The following is an 18,149-nucleotide window of genomic DNA, read 5'->3' on the forward strand; positions in this document are numbered from 1 at the left end:
ACGCTTCCATTGTGCAGGATTTCCCCTTCGATTCGCAAGTATTCTTAACGTTGCCTTGATTCAATCCATTTTAAAAAGGCATCATAATCAAAACGAACTTGATTTGAATAAAAATCGGCCCATCTCGACAACTGCCGAATGAATAACGATGGGGAGTCCCCGATGGCCACGGCAATTCGTTCACTCGCCGTATAATCTAGCACGTTAGACGTCGCATCGGCCCGGGCGTGAATTTTCGCTGTGATTTGCGCTTGCACCTTCAACGTCTCAATGAGTGACGTCTCGTCTTTCATATGCTTCGCCTTCACTTTTCGTTTGTACGGTGAACGTTGCCTCACATAATACTCTTTATCGTCAATCGTCAAATAGCCGAGATAAGGGTCACGACTGTGAACCATCGCCCGCTGCGCGGCAACGACACGCGCCCCTTGGTGCGACAATCCATTCTCAAATAGCGGATGCGTCGGCAGAAATAGCGACGGAACGGCGGACTGTGCCTGTTTCATTTCTAAAATGACATCTTCATCGTGCTCTTTGTCGGCTCCTTCAATCAAAATATAGTAACGCTCTAGACCGATAGAAGCCGTTCCACTTTGAAGCTTGATGGCAATGTCTTTGATTTCATAATGATCGGCGTGATGACGATGCTCCTCTGACAAAGAAGACAGATAATCTCCCCAGGCCGCCTCGATTTTCTCACGCATGCCCGGCGAAAGAGGAATCAGATCATCACTTGTTGAAAAGTAACGTTCTTCGTCCCTTACTTCCGTCCGTTCGGACATGAATTCGTCTTTCTTCTTCTCCGCTTTTTTAATGACTTTCTTCACGGCTTTACACGTATTCTCTTTTGTAAATTGAATATGTTCACTTTTTCCTTTCGCATGCTTCTCAATCGCCTCCGCATACGAGCGTGCAAATGCCTCAATAGCTGCTTTACCGTCAAACCCTGACTCGGCCGCGAACAAATCGACAGAGACCGCCATCCGCAACAAGTCGAACAGATAGGAACCGATATACGCCTCGTCAAAGTCGTTTACGTCATAAATGATCGTACCAGCCCCATCCTCGAACACACCAAAATTCTCAAAGTGCAAGTCTCCTTGAATGAACGTCGGGTGGTCGGGACCTGTGTCAAACGCGATGGGGACTTTCGCAAAGTCGTAATAGAACAAGTGTGAGCTTCCTCGAAAGAACGAGAACGGGCTCGAACTCATTTTGGCATACTTCTCTTGTCTCGCTTCTTCCGAAAGATGTCGAATCGACTGGTCGTAAAAATCAAGGACGGTCCCAATCGTTTCGCACCGAATTTGTTGTTTGACGGCTGTGAACATACGACTCTCCCCTTCACTTGTTGAATAAGTGTTTATATTCCCCGTACCCAGCTTCTTCAAGCTCTTCTATAGGAATGAACCGGAGAGCGGCCGAGTTGATGCAATAGCGTAAACCGCCGAGTTCTTTTGGTCCGTCATCAAAGACGTGACCGAGGTGACTGTCACCTTGTTTTGAACGGACTTCCGTCCGTACCATGTGGTGCGTCGTGTCCATGTTCAAGTCGACTCGTTTCTCTTCGATTGGGCGTGAGAAGCTTGGCCACCCGCAGTTGGATTGAAATTTATCATGAGATGTGAACAGTGGTGTTCCATCAACGATGTCGACGTACAATCCTTCTCGTTCTTCGTCCCAGTATTCATTTTGAAACGGCGGCTCTGTTCCATTTTCTTGCGTGACTTTATACTGCATCGGCGTCAAACGTTCACGGAGTGCCTGTTGCTTCTTCCGATCGCTCCACGCTTCTTTGATGAATTTCGCACGACCAGACCCGACCCGGTACATCTCGTAGCGGAACGGATTCTTTTTATAGTAATCCTGATGGTAATCTTCTGCTTCCCAGAACGTTTTCGCAGGGCGGATATCGACTTCAATCGTACGATCAAACCGTCCTGAGTCTTCCACTTCTTGTTTCGAGCGCTCAGCTGCGTCCCGTTGTTCCTCTGAATGATAAAAGATGGCCGGACGATACGATTCGCCTCGGTCATTGAATTGTCCCCCACCGTCTGTCGGGTCGATTTGACGCCAATAGATGCGGAGCAACTCCTCATACGAGATGACTTCGGGATCGAACGTAATCTCGACCGCCTCTAAATGTCCCGTCGTCTCTGAACAGACTTGTTGATACGTCGGGTTGTCGACATGTCCTCCCGTGTATCCGGAAATGACACGTTCGACTCCTTCATATTTATGAAACGGTTTGACCATGCACCAAAAACAGCCTCCCGCAAATGTAGCTTTTGCCATAAAAAATCCCTCCTTACTTTGTAGTGTACCCAAAAAAGTCGCAAGACAACAAAAAACGAGAACCACAAAATGTGTTCTCGTTTAGTCTTCTTCGACTTGATTCACGTGACGCATGACTAAAAATAAGATGACTCCTACAATCGCAGCCCCTAAAATCGTCAACACCATGTTATCTCTAGCCGATAAAGTATAAAAGATCGCTAATCCAATCAAAATGAGCGCAATCGGAATAAACGCTCGTTTAAAATGATCCCAGTAACGCACGGACAGTCCTCCTTTTCTCTTATCATACCAAACTTTCGATTTTCGATAACGAAAGTTCTAAAAGTTGAAATATGTCTGTTCTACAGAAATGGAACGATTAGAATTGGGATTGAACCTTAATGAAGGTAGATTCTCCGTGAAGTCACAGGTTAATCCTGTTTGTTTTCGACAAGATGCTTTATACTTTAACTAAATATTCCCATACAGGATAAGGGGGAGTTTTGATGCTCACAATCGTTAACGCATTTTTTATCAACTTGTGTATCTTGTTCACACTCTTCACGATTTCCTTTTTACCATTTCGCAATCGTCCACGTTTGACACCGCAGTCCCCTTTAAAAGGGCGAGTTTTACTCGGTGTGCAAACCGGCTTGATTGCTATTCTACTTTTAGTAAACGCCCTACCTCTTGAAGGGGTGCTCATTGATTTACGCGCTATCCCGATTATACTGGCTGTCCTATACGGGGGTTGGGTGAGCGGAACGGTCGCTGGCATCGTTTATCTGATTGGACGCACTTTCGTCGTCTGGTATACAGATGGCGCAATGATTGGACTGTATTTAGCATTTGCGACTATGTTCGTTCTTGTAGGAACCATCAGTATCCTTAGAAAACGCATGGATAACACACGTCCGACGCTACTTGTATTCACGATCATTAACATCGTCATCTTTGGGGCAGCCATCTATGCTGCGCTACCGCTTAATCTATTTTATCCCGTCTTAATCGTCTACTCGTTAATGTCTTATATCGGAGCTTGTGCTGCGTATCGATTACTACTTGAATTACGTCGCCATTTTGAGAACGTTCAGCATCAACAACAGCTTGCACGCACAGATGCACTCACCGGGATTGCCAACCGTCGTCTTTTAAATGAAGCGATGGCCAACTTGACGGTCGAGGCAGAAGAATATGCGTTAATCTTAGTCGATATTGATCATTTCAAGCAAGTCAATGACACGTACGGTCACGATGTCGGTGATGACATCTTACGTGAACTCGGCATGCTACTCGTCAATGAAAGTAATGAACGGCATTTGGTCGGTCGCTTCGGCGGCGAAGAATTTTTAATCGTTATGCCACACGCTACACGAGATGAAGTATCTCTTCTCGCAGAATCTATCCGAGAAAAGGTTTCGTCGTTCCCGTTTGAAACGAGCGCAGGTACGCTACACATCACCGTTTCGCTAGGAGCTTGTCATTCGAACGATATCGAAATCGATAGTGTATTGAAGCATGCAGACGAAGCGTTATATCACGCAAAAGAATCTGGTCGAAATCGCTTCATCCTAGCCTCTTAATGACTTGAACACTTCATACTTGAGCATGTTTTCTCGCTTTACTTTCTCGAAACGAATCGTTAAACTAGGCTAGACTTTGGTTCAGATTGGTACATCAGGATTTATTCAGAAAAGGGGAAACATCGTTCATGTCAGTTTTGTTATCTTTGTTTGGAATTATGTTTATCAGCTCGTTCGCGATTGACTATAAACGTGGGAAGACACTTCAACAATCGGCACTCGGGGGAATTCGTTCGATTCAACAAAATTTATGGATTTTTTTCCGTACGTCGCTCTCGATGATGATCGTCATCGGCCCACTCTTACTCATTTCAGGATTCGTATTCTCAGATTTAGTGGCATTTAACACCGTCCACTCATTCTTGATTGCCGTGCTCAGTATCGGTTTTGCTGAACGGATTATCGGAATGACCGTCGCACCACTGATCCGTACGTTTTGGCATCAGCGGGGGCGTCTCATGCCACTTTATTTAGACGCTGCTCTTTACGTATTCTTGCTATCGATTCTCGTCTTAGAGTTTTTGATGAACATTCCTGGGATTGACCTCCAGTCACCGTTCATCGCGCTATTTTACGCGTTCGCTCTCTTCTTCACGAGATACTTGTTCAGTCTCATTCGATTCACCGTTCGAAAAGGCGTCGCTTCGAACTAAGCAAAACAGAGTCCCATCCATGTTCGCATGGATGGGTCTTTTTTTACCTTTCTTATTGACAATGAGAATCGTTATCAACTATACTCTAGATGTAGCTTCCCAAAAGCTTGACGTGCACGTTCCCCAAACACATCACGTCACGTGGATTCCCCTCCACGACACACTTTTTGAAAGCATTGCTGCGACAACCCCCATTTGTTGCACCCATATTTGCCAAAAACAAGACGAGCAGCCCACCGACGGGGCTGCTCGTTTTTTTATGATGCGAACACTTCTTGTTCGATTTGTTTCAATTCGTAGAACATGCCTCGCTTCGTCATCAGTTCTTCATACGAACCGACTTCAACGATCCGCCCAGCTTCCATCACAACGATTTGGTCGAAGGCTTCGAGTCCCGTCAAGCGGTGACTGACGAGGATGAGCGTCCCTTCATCTGCTTGATTCAACAGTTCAGAAAAGACGTGCGCTTCCGTTCCGGCATCAAGCGCTGAAGTAGGCTCGTCGAGCAACCACATCAGTCCATTTTTCAGAAGGGCTCGTGCAATCGCCAGACGTTGTCGTTCTCCACCCGACAAGTTCGCTCCTTTCTCAAGGACCGGTTCATCAAGCGCAAACGATAAACGGACACGTTCGAGCGCCACAAGCATCTCTTCATCGCTAAATTCACCGGCCAGTGCCAAATTCTCACGTACTGTTCCGTAAAAGAAGTGATTGTCTTGCAAGACGACACTCGCATGCTGCCAGATTGCAGTCTGTTTCAAATCATTTAAGTATTGATCATCTAATCGTATCGTTCCATCTTCTGTTCGAACGAACGCCAATAAAAGTTGAAGTAACGTGGACTTCCCAGATCCGCTCGGCCCGACGATGACCGTCTTCGAACCGCTCGGGATGTGTAACGTGACATCGTCGATCACGTTCCGATACGTGTCCGGATAGCGATAGCGAACATGCTCAAATGAGATCGATGGGGACATCGTGAAGGTCACGTCCTGTCGTTTCGCTTCAAGCGCCTCAATCGCTTCACTCGGTTCCGTCACTTCAAACAATCGATCAGCGGCTTGCTTACTGTCAGCAAAATGACCCGGGAACACGGCCATCGGTGTCGTATTCTCAAATGCTGTGAGCGACATCATGATGAGCATCGCCAAGAACAACCCGTTCAAGTCTCCCTCTACCACTTGATATGCCCCAATCGCCAAGACACCCCATGAGACGAGTAAAGAGGCAGCGACGACGAGCGCGGAGTTGAAAAACTGGTTCGTCGTGTCTTTCCGCTCTGCTTCCATGTATCGCTCGCTTCGTGTATAGACGGCCTGCTTCGTCCGGTCGAGTTGATGATGAAGCTTCAAATCTCGGTATCCGTACATCATTTCTGTCAATTGAATCGATACATCCCCGCGCAATGCGCGAATCGTCTCGTCATGATAAGCACGAATCCGAGCAAAGCCAAGTGGAATCAAGAATCCAGTGACGAGTACACCGAGTAGGATCCATACACTGACCGCAAACGAGAAGAACGTGACAAAAAAGATGGTGCTTAAGAAAACAAGCACGAGTATGATCGGCGGATAAAACACACGAAGGAAATAGTTTTGCAGACTCTCGACGTCTCCGACGACACGTGCAAGTAAATCCCCGCTCCGATATTTCGCAAAAATCGACGGGACGAGCGGTTCAAGTTGTCGATAAAAACGGACACGTAGCTCGCTCAAAATCGTAAACGTTGCTCGGTGTGACGCGAGACGCTCCCGATAACGACTGCCTGCCCGAATGACCCCGAACAGTTTGATGAGGACGACAGGTACCATGAGCGCATACAGCGGCGGGACGAGACCCGCACGTGATACGAGGTATCCACTTGCCGCAAACAAGGCGACCGCCGCGATCCCAGCTGCATATCCAAAGAAGATGGAGAGAAGGATATCTTTCTTCTCACGCATCATCCATTTTGTGATTGTCCAAAGCGAGTTCATCGGCTCACCCCTTTCTGAAGCGCAAATAGTTCCGCATACTCTGGAACAGCGAGCAACGCGTCATGCGTCCCTTCTGCGATGCGCTTCCCATCCTCCATAAACCAAATCATATCTGCCTCTTTGATTGTATGCAGACGGTGTGCCACCGTGATTAACGTTGCCTCTTTCGACAGCTCAGCGATTGAACGTCTCACAATCTGCTCGGTCTTCAAATCGAGACCTGTCGTCGGTTCATCAAACAGTAGGATGCCTGGTCGTTTAAAGAACGCTCGGGCAAGTGCGAGACGTTGTCGCTCACCGCCTGACAGACCGAACCCGCCTTCTCCAAGCTCCGTCCAGATTCCATTCGGTAACTGGTCGATCACCTCAGAAAGTCCTGCCGCATCTGCTGCTTCTCGTAACGCGAGCTCGTCGCCTTCTTCGCCTAACGCGATATTATCGGCAAGCGTCCCGGCAAATAGATAAGGGTTTTGTGAGATATAGGCAATGTTTCCATACCAGACGGACTCGTCAAACGAATGAAGTGGCTCACCGTCCACGAGGACGCGTCCCGACTTCACTTGCAAGAGTCCGGAAATGACGTTGAGCACTGTCGTCTTCCCGGACCCGCTTGCGCCGACTAAGGCCAGGTGGGTGCCAGAAGGAATCCGACCGCTCAACGGCTGAAGCGCAAAGCGTCCACCTGCATATTCGAAAGATACATCTTCCAGCTCAAGGTCCGGTGTCCGTGAACGAAGTGACTTCGATCCCCATTCGATGCGATCATCTGGGGCGTCTAATACGTCAAAGATTCTTTCTGCCGCACCCATACTTCCACGTCCCGTATGGAAGGCACTTCCTAAATCTTTAATCGCCAAATAATACTCTGGCGCCAACACGAGAATCAAGAAGCCAGAGAAGAACGTCAGGTTCTCCCAAACGACCATCTGTAACGCGACTTCTAACGCCACGACACCGGTACTGAGCATCGAGATAAATTCGAGCATGAGTCCCGATAAGAACGCCGTCTTTAAGACGACCATCGTCGCATCCCGAAAGTCGAGGCTACTCTTCTCAATCGCCTTCGCTTCTTGCTCGGTGCGATTGTAAAGCTTGAGCGTCGTCAATCCTTGTAACACATCTAAAAACTTACCGGAAAATTGGTTCATCTTCTCCATTTGTTCTTCCGATTTTTTTTGGGTCGCAATCCCGATGATGATGAAGAACAGCGGGATAAACGGTGCCGTCACCATCATGATGACTCCTGAGATCCAGTGTTGACTGAAGACAACGACCAAAATAAGAAGCGGGATGATCGATGTTTGGATGACTTGTGGCCAGTATTGGCTAAAGTAAGCGTCCACCTCATCAACTGCATCCATGAACACGCTGACCTTTTTCCCGGACTGACCTGTCAAGGACGATTCGACCGGGCTCGTGGCATACCGATCCAACAATTGTAGGCGTAATGCCTGTTTTGCTTTTTCGGACAAACTCGCACCGATTCGTCCCGATACGTAGCCGAAGAGTGCTCGCGCCAACAAAGCGACAACGAGCCACACCAATGCCGGAAGGATGGCTTCGAATGATTCATCTTTCAAGAAAATTCGGTCGACGATGTCGACGATTAAATACGCTTGCGCTAAAATCGATAGTCCAATCATGATCGCAGACAACACAAGTCCGATGATATGACTTCTTTCAGCGAAAGCAAGGGCTTGCAGTCGTTTCACTGCATTCATCCTTTCTCTATTTACAATTCCATTGCTTTGTGAGATTCATCACTAATTATACAATATGCTACGTTTTGAAGCGAACGCTCCGCTCGTTTGAGTATGTAAAAGACGCCCTCATCTGAGTGGCGTCAATCGCTGTCTTGTTCAAAATATTCAGGATGCCCGATGACGAGTTGATGGGCATCCATGCGAAGCACATCTTCTTTTCGGAGTTTGGCTAAAATCGTCGAAACCGTCTCCCGGGACGTTCCGGACAGACGAGAGAGTTCGATCGCAGTGAATGGGCAGCGGACACGAACGCCTTGTTCGTCAGGCTCTCCTAAATCTTCAATTAAGAAATGGAGCGTATTGATGACACGCTCTTTCGCGCTTGGCGTGATGATTTCTTGGACACGACGCTCATGCAGATCGAGAATCCGGTTCATCTGGCTGATGATATAGAGCAACATGCTCGACTGCGTGGACACGAACCGTTCAAATCGATCCGTCGGGATATAGATGACCTCAATGTCCGTCACGGCCTCGGCCGTATGACGATAGTCTTCCCCCGTGAATAAACCGTTGTAAGGAAAAAATTGTTTCGGTTTCACATAGTCGGCATAATGATGGGTCGCATTCTCGTTCATCCGTTCGAGTTTGACGTAACCGCTCATCAAGAAATAGACACGTTCTCGCGGATCCCCTTCCATGAACAACAGTTGCCCTTTCCGATACGTTCGGCAATAGACGTGCGGAATCAGCTGTTCAAGCGTTCGACTCGGACATGTCGCGAATAGCGTCAACTGCCGTAAATCTTCAATCGTCCACATGTGTCGCATGTGCATCCCCTCTTTTCTACTCTTCTATCCTCAGTATAATGGGATTTTTATTGAAAGCGCTTTCTAATTCCGACAGTTTTCTGACATGACAAAAGGGGGTCGCCCCCCTTTTTCAGTCCAGCATGAGTTCCAACAGTGCATCCTGCAAATCACGCTCGAGTTCTAACGCATGAAGGTCAAACAACCATGCCTCGAGACGTGTCTTTGTCGTCGCCATCTGATACAGGCGATCTTTTAAATCATAGGCGATTTCAGCACGGTCTAAGAACCGATAGAGACGGTCGAGTCGATGTGCGTTCTGCGTCACTTCGACAGGAAGTGTCACGGTCTGTTCCTGTTTCCATTCACCGAGTGGGATGTGTAACGTTTGCGTCTCCGCATCATAGTCCCCTTCCCCGACGACCCCACGGACAAGAATCGTCAACGTCCGATCCGCCGGCACGAGTGTCAAATCACCCGACGTCTCGATGTGGAGCGTACGCGCTTCCCAATCGAGCGTGAACGTTGTTTCAAGCGACGACCCGTTCTCATAATCTCGGCTCTCCCCGTCATCTTCATACATCGTGAACGTGTTCGAGGCACCTGGGAATACGAGTACTTCGAGATCACTCGGATTCCCCGTATCGTTCGCATGCGGTGCATGCGGCATCATCGGGATGATCGCACCGGCTTTGGCGAAGACCGGTTGTTCCTCAAGTCCACGGAACACCCGAATCGACTTGTCCCCTTCATAACGATGTCCCGTGAAGAAGTCGAACCATTCTCCTTTTGGCAACCACACGTTCGCACTGGCGACGTGAAGCTGTCGGTCCATCGGCGTAACGATCGGGGAGACGATGAGTTCACTTCCGAAATAAAACTGATTCGCCACCTCATAAGCCACGTCGTCATCAGGGTGTTCGATATACATCGGTAGCACGAGCGGCAATGAGTCGGCATGATTGCGATAGTTCATCGTATACAAGTACGGAATGAGTTGGTGGCGCAGTCGTAAAAATCGTTTCATCGACTGTTCGGCTTCCATTCCGAAACGCCAAGGCTCTTTTCCGTTGAACGTACTGAACGTCGAATGGAGACGCATGATCGGACTAAACACCCCATATGCGACCCAACGCGCGGCGAGCTCATCGTCTTTTTTACCACGATGATGCCCTCCAATGTCATGACTCCACCATCCGTAGCCGATATTTGTGGCTGTTGCCGTGAAATAAGGCTGGAAGGCGAGTGATGCCCACGAGATGATCGTGTCTCCCGAGAATCCAACTGGGTAACGATGGCTTCCCGGTCCTGCGTATCGAGAGAAAATGAGTGGACGCTTGCCGTCACGGGCGATATCGATGGCGTGATAATGATTCAGCATCCATAACGGATCGAGTCCTTCCATCTTCGACGTCGATCCTTGTTGCCAGTCGATCCACCAAAAATCAACGCCGTCCGCTTCATGTGGGTGATGCATCTGTTCAAAATACGCTTGAATGAATCGCTTGTCTGAGAAATCAAACGGGATGCGGTCCCCCGATTCCGGATTGACCTCCATCGCCTCAGCCATCGATGCATATTGATCTTCAAACGCACGGACCCCGTCGGCGGGATGCAGGTTCAGTGTCACCATCATCCCCTCGTCTTTCAACCACTTGAGGAAACGCTTCGGCTCAGGGAACAAGTTTTTATTCCACGAGTAACCCGTCCAGCCACTCCCGTACTCCTCAGGAATGTCAGTCACGTGCCAGTCCATGTCGATGACGCTGACCGAGAACGGGACGTCCTCAGACTTGAAACGACGCATCAACGCCTTATATTCTTTTTCGTCGTATCGCCAGTAGCGGCTCCACCAGTTTCCGAGCGCTTTACGAGGAAGCATCGGCGTCGGACCTGTCAACGTGTAAAAGTCTCGAAGTGCCTGTTTATAGTCATGACCATATCCGAAGTAGTAAATATCATGAATCCCCTTTCGTCTCGGCTCGACGAAGCGGTCATCTGTCATCAAGAACGAGGACGAATCATCAATGATCGCATACCCTTGTTTGGAGAGGATTCCTTCTTCCAATTCAGTCGCCCCGTCCACATGGTCTAGCGTCCGAGCCGTCCCTTTCAGTGTTCGTTCCGGACCATTGAACATGTAGCGGCTATAGTACGTACTAAAGTTTCCTTTCACGTCCACATAGAGCGTATTCGGAGCGAACGGACCTTTCGTATAATATAAATGGACATGCTCCGTAATGATTTGGAGCTCGGTCTCGTCTTCAATCACCCGAAACTGCGGAACATCAAATTCTCGATTCCATGCTACTTGAGTGGCACGGTCTTCAAAAATCCCATTTTCTGCGTACTCCATTCGAATCAACTGACTCGTCAATACGGTGAAGCGATAACAGCTTCCTTGAACGATTGCCTCTTCCTTTGCTTTTGGTCTCATCCACGACTGATACACATGATTTTCTTCGAATAGGCGCATACATCCGAGCGTCTCCGCTCTCCGTCACTTCCTTCCTAAAATTAGTGAAAACGTTTACACTGAATATGATAGCAATCTCATTTTTGGCATACAACATTCCTTCCCCTTGAATCGGGACAGAAAACAAAAAGTCGCAAACGTTTCACGTTTGCGACACATTCTTATTGTTGAAGGGATGGAGCCAAACGGACACGTGTTCCGGCATCCCCATCAATGGCGGCTAACGCCTGATCGAGTGAGGTGATGATGGCAACCCGGTTCGTACCAGATTCCGCGAACTGCAGTGCCGCTCTCACTTTCGGTAACATGCTACCCGGAGCGAACTGCCCTTCTGCGATGTACGTCTCCATCTGCTCTTTTGACGTCTCCTGAAGCGCCACCTCATCTGGCTTTCCAAAGTTGACATACACATGTTCGACAGCGGTCAAGATGAGCAATACGTCTGCGTTGACGAGGTCCGCCAGTTTCGCAGCCGCAAAATCCTTATCGATGACCGCCTCGATGCCGACGTACCCTTCTGCTGTCTCCATGACCGGGATACCACCGCCACCGGAGGCGACGACGATGTGTCCCGCTTCGACGAGCGTTCGAATGACGGCATGTTCGGCAATTTGCACCGGAACCGGACTCGGGACGACACGACGATGTCCCCGTCCTGCATCTTCTTTGAATACGTAACCGGTCGTCCGTTCGAGATGAAGTGCCTCTTCTTCCGTATAAAATGGACCGATCGGCTTCGTCGGATGATGGAACGCGCTATCATTCGGATCGACCACGCTTCGTGTGACGAGTGAAGCCACTTCTCTTTCTAGACCGCGCGCACGGAGTGCTTTCGTCAGCGCGTTTTCAAACCAGTATCCAATCATCCCTTGCGTCATCGCACCGCATACATCGAGAGGCATCGCCGGCGTTGCCGGACTGTCTGACGCGGCTTGTTGTAGCATCAAATTTCCGACTTGCGGTCCGTTCCCGTGCGTGATGATGACGTCGATCCCTTCCGCGATGAGTGTGGCGAGAGATTCCGCCGTCGCCTCGACCGCCCGCATTTGTGCTTCAGCTGTCGCATCTTTCCCTTGTTGAATCGCATTACCGCCTAAGGCGATGACCACACGTTTTTTTCCCATATCGATACCCCCGATCAGATGACTGAGATATTACCAGATAGTATGCGAACGACTGCGAAGATGGCGAGTGCGGTCAAGACACCGGCGACCAGCCATTCCGTTTTGTTGAGTGACTTGATGCCATTCTCACGTTGCGCTTTCATATAGAGAAGGGTTCCTGGTGCGTATAGAAGGGTTGTCAGGAGTAAATAATCAATTCCTGCGGCGTAGATGAGCCAGAGTCCATAGATGGAAGCGACCAATCCAATCGTCAAATCCCGTGTTCTACGTTCGCCAGCGCTATAACCGATCCCATTTTTCGATACTTTCACTTGGTAAAATGCCGAGAACACATATGGGATTAAAATGGCACTTGATGCAAGTGAGAACGCAAAATTGTATGCGGCATCTGAAATCAAGAACGTGAAGAGGAACAGTTGGATCAACCCGTTCGTTAACCAAAGCGCGTTGACGGGTGCCTGATTTTTGTTCTCTTTCGTGAACCATTTCGGGAACACACCATCTTTCGCAGCGACGAACGGAATTTCAGCCGCGAGAAGCGTCCAACCGAGCCATGCCCCGAGTACGGAGATGACCAATCCGCCGTTGATGAGCATCGCGCCCCACGGACCGACTGCCGATTCGAGCAAGTAAGCCATTGCCGGTTGCGAGGCGTTCGCCACGTTTTCCGGTGTCATGAGACCGAGCGACATGACGGAAATGAGTAGATAAATGACAAGTGTTCCGAGTAATCCGATCACGGTCGCTTTCCCAACGTCAGAGCGCTTCCGGGCACGACCCGAGAGGACGACCGCACCCTCAACACCGATGAACACCCAAAGTGTGACGAGCATTGTCGAGACAACCTGGTCGCGAACACTTCCCCATGAGAAGCCACCTTGCCCCCAAAAATCGAAGGTGAAGTTTTCGAGATTGAAGAAGAACAGCGTAATCGTAATGAATGCAAAAATCGGAACGAGCTTGGCAATCGTTGTGACGATGTTAATCATCGAGGCCTCATGCACCCCTCGTAGGATGAGCGTATGCACGAGCCACAGCATGATGGATGCTCCAACAATGGAGGCAATGTTTTGCCCCCCTTCAAAAATCGGGAAAAAATAACCGACCGAACTGAACAGCAGTGTCGCATACGCCACGTTTCCGAGCCAGGCAGACAACCAATATCCCCATGCCGAGTTAAATCCGACAAACGAGCCAAAACCTGCCCGTGCGTAGCTATACACACCACCATCTAAATCAGGACGACGCATCGTCAAATTTTGAAAACTGAGACCGAGCGCGATAATCCCGATTCCGGTGATGACCCATCCAATGAGAATGGCACCTGCATTCGCACCTTGCGCCAGATCGGCTGCCAAGTTAAAGGCGCCACCACCAATCATCGATCCGACGACAAGTGCCGTCAACGCTCCGAGACCTAACCGCTTATCTTGCTTGTCAGGATGTACTCCAGCCGAACCACCTGAGTCATGCTCCAACTTCGTAGACATTCTACTCATCCCTTTCGCTTATTTTGAAACGGGAGGGGACATTCCCCTCGCCGTCAACGTTCAAGCCATTCGCGTGTCTCCGTGAGCGTTGCCGCCATCACCGCTTTGATGGTATGCATGCGGTTTTCCGCCTCATCAAATACGAACGAGTGACGACTGCGGAACACCTCATCAGTCACTTCCATTTCCGTCAACCCGTATTGTTCGTGAATCGCCCGACCGACTTCCGTTTCTAGGTCGTGGAAGGCAGGGAGGCAATGCAAGAACATGACGTCCGGGTTGCCGCTCTTTTGAAGCATATCCATGTTCACTTGGTATGGTCGCAACAGTTCGATCCGTTCTGCGAAGGCCGCTTCTTCACCCATCGACACCCATACATCTGTGTAGACGACGTCCGCCTGGTCCATCGCTTCCTCAATGCTCTCCGTCAATGTGATGACGGCACCTGTTTCGGCGGCAACGGATTTCGCATAATTGACAATCTCGTCAGACGGCCAAAGTGATTTCGGGGCACAAATCCGCATGTCCATCCCTACTTTTGCACCACCGATCAAGAGGGTGTTCCCCATGTTGTTCCGCCCGTCGCCGACGTACACGAATTTGATTCCGGCAAGTTCTCCTTTTTGTTCTTTCACTGTCAAAAAGTCAGCCAAGATTTGTGTCGGATGATAGAGATCGGTCAATCCGTTCCAAACCGGTACACCAGCATCTTTCGCGAGACCTTCGACCGTCTCGTGGGCGAAGCCGCGGAATTGAATGCCGTCAAACATGCGTCCGAGAACGATGGCCGTATCGCGTACCGATTCTTTCTTCCCGAACTGGATGTCGTTCTTGCCTAAATATTCAGGGTGCATCCCTAAGTCGATTGCGGCGACCGTGAACGCACAACGCGTCCGTGTCGACGGTTTTTCAAATAGAAGGGCGATATTTTTCCCTTCGCAAATCCGATGTGGGATGCCTTGTTTCTTTTGACGTTTGAATGCAGCAGACAAATCGATCAAGTAATTGATTTCTTCACCAGAAAACTCGTTTAACGATAAAAAGTGACGACCTTTCAAATCAAAATTGAACGTTGTAGACATACTGCTTCCTCCTTATCACATTTAGATGTCTTGACGGATAATCGGACAGCTCATGCAACGTGGACCCCCACGTCCGCGCGATAGTTCACTCGACATGATTTCGATCACTTCAACGCCTTCTTTACGGAGCAGTTCATTTGATACGTAGTTCCGGTCATATGTGACCACGACACCTGGGGCGATGGCGAGCGTATTCGATCCATCGTTCCACTGTTCGCGAGCCGCTGCGATCGGGTCACCGCCGCCGCAAGGAATCAACGTCGCTTCCTGTAAGCCGAGGACGTCTTTTAAGACTTTCAACAAATCAGTATGTTGTGTGATCTGCAATTCGCCTTCTGCATTTAGTGAAAGCTCGAAAATATTCATCTTGCCTTCAGGTCCTTGAATAAACGGATGGATGGTGAATTTGTCATGGTCGACCATCGTAAAGACGGTATCGAGATGCATGAATGCCCGGGATTTCGGAATTTCGATGGCGATCACTTTTTTGAAGCTGTCTCCATGTTTAAGCAAATTGAGGGCGACCCGTTCGATTCCTTGAGCGGTCGTTCGTTCAGAGATGCCGATGGCGACAACTTCTTTCGATAAGACGAGCTCGTCTCCGCCCTCCATCGCAAATCGATAGTCGCGGTCTGACCAAATCGGAACATCATGTTTCGCAAAGCGTGGGTGATAGCGCATAATATATTGCGTGAAGAGTGACTCACGGCGACGTGCCGGTTCTTTCATTCGGTTGATGGAGAGACCATGACCGATTGCAGCGGCCGGGTCTCGTGTGAAATAGAGGTTTGGCATAGGATCTAAAAAGAAGGGGTACGTATCTTCAATCATTTCGTGCAAATGTCGGCGTTTCTCCGGTTTGATTTCCGATTTTCGGATACCGGCCATCACCGTTTCAATCAACGTCTCATTGTCATAGCCGAGTAAATACTCTTTTAATGTTTCGTAAGAGCCGTTGATATTTGATTTAGACTCCGATAAGATATCCGCGACAAACTTTTCGCGAACACCGGGGAGTGACAACGTCTCAGCCATTAGTTTTTCGAGGTAAAGGACTTCCACACCGCGATTTTGGAGCGCACTCGCAAAATAGTCGTGTTCTTTTTGAATGACCGGTAAATGGGGAATATCATCGAACAAAAGGCGCTCTAAATATTCCGGGGTGAGATTTTCTAATTCCCTTCCCGGTCGTTTCAGTAATACCGTTTTTAATTCTCCAATTTCTGAATACACATGAATCGGATGTTTCAGCGTCGTATCTTGTGAAATCGGTTGATTCGTCATTGAGATCATCTCGCTTCCTCCTTGTGATTCGGGTGTGTGACTACCCTTACCTTATCACTTTACCAAATTTGCGAATGTCTAATCCGGCACTTCACCTGTTAGGGATTCCACATTGCTGTGTATAAATGTTCACCTTTGTGAATGAACAAACAATGCATAAAAAATTGGCGTCATGACAAGGGGAAATGAGATGTATGGACGATGAATACCCTCTCCCAAAAAAAGATGAAAAACTTTTTTTGAGATTCGGAGAATAAGTTGAAAAATGTGAGAGATCAGGATGTGAGCATATGAAAATAGAAGAAATGGAATACAACGAACATGAAGCAGCACTCCGTACATTGATTCAAAAGGGAGATCCAGTCGATTTTCAAGACCTCTTCCTCTCCCTCCACCCTGGTGAACAGGCCGATCACTTTATCGAACTTGATCAACACGAGCGCGCATTCGTGTATCGCACGATTTCTCCAGAGGTGTTCACCGATTTGTTCGAAAAACTGACGTTAGATGAACAGTGTACATTTATTCAAGAAACACCTCAGCCGTACGCTGTCCGTATTTTAAATGAGATGTATTCGGATAACGCAGCCGACTTGATGCGGGAACTTCCCGACGTGTTCATGGATACGCTATTCGAACAGATGGATGATATCGAAGAACAGGAAGTTAAAGATTTGATGCAATACCCAGAAGAGACGGCCGGTGCGCTCATGACGACCGAATTCGTCGTCCTTCAAGCGAATAAGACGGTCGGACTGACCCTCGAAGAGCTACGTGACCTCGGTCCAGATGCCGAAACGATTTATTACTTATACGTGGTCGACCAAACGCATCAACTCGTTGGCGTCGTCTCCTTACGTGATTTGATTGTCGCGCCGCTCGATGCGAAAATCGAAGACATCATGGGATTCCGCGTCATCTCGGCAAACGTCATGACCGACCAGGAAGACTTGGCTCGGATTGTTCAAAAGTATGACTTGTTGGCTCTCCCTGTCACGGATGACCAGCAAAAGCTACTCGGCATCATCACGGTCGATGATGTGTTAGACGTCATCGAGCGTGAGACGACAGAAGACTTTGAAGAACTTTCAGCGACGAAGGGGTCGTCCGATATCAACATGAGTCCACTTGAGGCAGCAAAGAAACGCGCCCCGTGGATTGTCAGCCTCATGTTTCTTGGTATGATTACCGCCTCAACGATTGGTAGCTTTGAAGACACGCTTGAAACGATTGTGCTACTTGCTGTCTTTATGCCACTTGTCATGGGGTCTGCCGGGAACGCGGCCACCCAGTCCCTTGTCGTCGCCGTGCGCTCGATTGCGCTCGGTACGATCAATCGTAAGAACGTCATGAAGATGATTCGACGCGAGCTCGGGACCGGTATCCTGTTAGGAATCGCCTGTATGATTGTCATCTTCGGGGTCATCACGATTTTGTATGACAACATGCTCATCGGCTTCATTGTCGGGATTTCCATTTTCGCCGCGCTCAGTGTCGCCACGATGATTGGAACGATTGTCCCGCTCTTAATCAACCGCTTAAAGTTAGACCCTGCCGTCGCATCCGGACCGTTCATTACGACACTGATGGACAATCTCGGTCTCATCATCTACTTCACGGTCGCAACGTCTATGCTTCAGTTTTTATGACATTTGTAAAAGTTCACACTAAAAAAAGCGGCGCTGATTGTTT

General features: G+C 48.9%; 14 protein-coding genes. 3 read left to right on the forward strand and 11 right to left on the reverse strand.

Annotated features, from left to right (window positions below):
* Positions 1–44 precede the first annotated feature (44 nt).
* The 3 genes from KNO75_RS09800 to KNO75_RS09810 all read right to left on the reverse strand — a co-directional run bounded on the left by KNO75_RS09800 (position 45) and on the right by KNO75_RS09810 (position 2,559).
* Complete coding sequence (locus KNO75_RS09800) at positions 45–1,331, reverse strand: DUF2252 domain-containing protein (RefSeq protein ID WP_214821451.1); 1,287 nt, start codon at positions 1,329–1,331, stop codon at positions 45–47.
* 13 nt (positions 1,332–1,344) lie between these two features.
* Entirely contained in the window at positions 1,345–2,295 is a 951-nt protein-coding gene (gene msrA, locus KNO75_RS09805) for a peptide-methionine (S)-S-oxide reductase MsrA (protein WP_214821453.1), read from the reverse strand.
* An 81-nt stretch (positions 2,296–2,376) separates the two neighbouring features.
* A complete protein-coding gene (locus tag KNO75_RS09810; protein WP_214821456.1) occupies positions 2,377–2,559 on the reverse strand; it encodes a hypothetical protein in 183 nt (60 codons plus the stop codon).
* A gap of 224 nt (positions 2,560–2,783) precedes the next feature.
* Between KNO75_RS09810 and KNO75_RS09815 the strand changes: the two genes are divergently transcribed.
* Positions 2,784–3,860, forward strand: a complete 1,077-nt coding sequence (locus KNO75_RS09815; protein ID WP_214821463.1) for a diguanylate cyclase — start codon at positions 2,784–2,786, stop codon at positions 3,858–3,860.
* A 128-nt stretch (positions 3,861–3,988) separates the two neighbouring features.
* Entirely contained in the window at positions 3,989–4,513 is a 525-nt protein-coding gene (locus KNO75_RS09820; protein ID WP_214821466.1) for a hypothetical protein, read from the forward strand.
* Positions 4,514–4,770: 257 nt separating this feature from the next.
* Here KNO75_RS09820 and cydC read toward each other — a convergent pair whose 3' ends face one another.
* The 8 genes from cydC to arcA all read right to left on the reverse strand — a co-directional run bounded on the left by cydC (position 4,771) and on the right by arcA (position 16,424).
* Positions 4,771–6,489 (reverse strand): thiol reductant ABC exporter subunit CydC, encoded by a 1,719-nt coding sequence (gene cydC / locus KNO75_RS09825; protein ID WP_214821468.1) that lies wholly within the window; start codon positions 6,487–6,489, stop codon positions 4,771–4,773.
* Complete coding sequence (cydD, locus tag KNO75_RS09830) at positions 6,486–8,210, reverse strand: thiol reductant ABC exporter subunit CydD (protein WP_214821470.1); 1,725 nt, start codon at positions 8,208–8,210, stop codon at positions 6,486–6,488. The genes cydC and cydD overlap by 4 nt, the downstream gene beginning before the upstream one ends.
* A 122-nt stretch (positions 8,211–8,332) precedes the next feature.
* Positions 8,333–9,022, reverse strand: a complete 690-nt coding sequence (locus tag KNO75_RS09835) for a Crp/Fnr family transcriptional regulator (RefSeq protein ID WP_214821472.1) — start codon at positions 9,020–9,022, stop codon at positions 8,333–8,335.
* 112 nt (positions 9,023–9,134) lie between these two features.
* Positions 9,135–11,477 carry a glycoside hydrolase family 31 protein gene (locus KNO75_RS09840; RefSeq protein WP_214821474.1) on the reverse strand — a complete coding sequence of 781 codons (2,343 nt, stop codon included), beginning with the start codon at positions 11,475–11,477 and terminating at the stop codon, positions 9,135–9,137.
* 161 nt (positions 11,478–11,638) lie between these two features.
* Complete coding sequence (gene arcC / locus KNO75_RS09845) at positions 11,639–12,601, reverse strand: carbamate kinase (protein WP_214821476.1); 963 nt, start codon at positions 12,599–12,601, stop codon at positions 11,639–11,641.
* Between the two features lie 14 nt (positions 12,602–12,615).
* Positions 12,616–14,091, reverse strand: a complete 1,476-nt coding sequence (arcD, locus tag KNO75_RS09850; RefSeq protein ID WP_214786036.1) for an arginine-ornithine antiporter — start codon at positions 14,089–14,091, stop codon at positions 12,616–12,618.
* A 53-nt stretch (positions 14,092–14,144) separates the two neighbouring features.
* Positions 14,145–15,173: an ornithine carbamoyltransferase gene (gene argF / locus KNO75_RS09855; protein ID WP_214821478.1), complete on the reverse strand. Its 1,029-nt coding sequence runs from the start codon at positions 15,171–15,173 to the stop codon at positions 14,145–14,147.
* Positions 15,174–15,194: 21 nt separating this feature from the next.
* Positions 15,195–16,424, reverse strand: coding sequence for an arginine deiminase (gene arcA, locus KNO75_RS09860; protein ID WP_214793795.1), 1,230 nt, complete (start codon positions 16,422–16,424; stop codon positions 15,195–15,197).
* Between the two features lie 323 nt (positions 16,425–16,747).
* Between arcA and mgtE the strand changes: the two genes are divergently transcribed.
* On the forward strand, positions 16,748–18,106 hold the full coding sequence (gene mgtE, locus KNO75_RS09865; protein ID WP_214816334.1) for a magnesium transporter: 1,359 nt from the start codon (positions 16,748–16,750) through the stop codon (positions 18,104–18,106).
* Positions 18,107–18,149: the final 43 nt, after the last annotated feature.

The organism is Exiguobacterium sp. s35 (assembly GCF_018617535.1).
GTDB classification, from domain to species: Bacteria; Bacillota; Bacilli; order Exiguobacteriales; family Exiguobacteriaceae; genus Exiguobacterium; species Exiguobacterium aestuarii.

Bases quoted from the DNA above. Each gene is read 5' to 3' on its own strand.
- argF (WP_214821478.1), bottom strand. From the start codon at position 15,173: ATGTCTACAACGTTCAATTTTGATTTGAAAGGTCGTCACTTTTTATCG.
- arcC (WP_214821476.1), bottom strand. From the start codon at position 12,601: ATGGGAAAAAAACGTGTGGTCATCGCCTTAGGCGGTAATGCGATTCAA.
- arcD (WP_214786036.1), bottom strand. From the start codon at position 14,091: ATGTCTACGAAGTTGGAGCATGACTCAGGTGGTTCGGCTGGAGTACAT.
- KNO75_RS09835 (WP_214821472.1), bottom strand. From the start codon at position 9,022: ATGCGACACATGTGGACGATTGAAGATTTACGGCAGTTGACGCTATTC.
- KNO75_RS09820 (WP_214821466.1), top strand. From the start codon at position 3,989: ATGTCAGTTTTGTTATCTTTGTTTGGAATTATGTTTATCAGCTCGTTC.
- mgtE (WP_214816334.1), top strand. From the start codon at position 16,748: ATGAAAATAGAAGAAATGGAATACAACGAACATGAAGCAGCACTCCGT.
- KNO75_RS09800 (WP_214821451.1), bottom strand. From the start codon at position 1,331: ATGTTCACAGCCGTCAAACAACAAATTCGGTGCGAAACGATTGGGACC.
- KNO75_RS09815 (WP_214821463.1), top strand. From the start codon at position 2,784: ATGCTCACAATCGTTAACGCATTTTTTATCAACTTGTGTATCTTGTTC.
- msrA (WP_214821453.1), bottom strand. From the start codon at position 2,295: ATGGCAAAAGCTACATTTGCGGGAGGCTGTTTTTGGTGCATGGTCAAA.
- KNO75_RS09840 (WP_214821474.1), bottom strand. From the start codon at position 11,477: ATGCGCCTATTCGAAGAAAATCATGTGTATCAGTCGTGGATGAGACCA.
- cydC (WP_214821468.1), bottom strand. From the start codon at position 6,489: ATGAACTCGCTTTGGACAATCACAAAATGGATGATGCGTGAGAAGAAA.
- cydD (WP_214821470.1), bottom strand. From the start codon at position 8,210: ATGAATGCAGTGAAACGACTGCAAGCCCTTGCTTTCGCTGAAAGAAGT.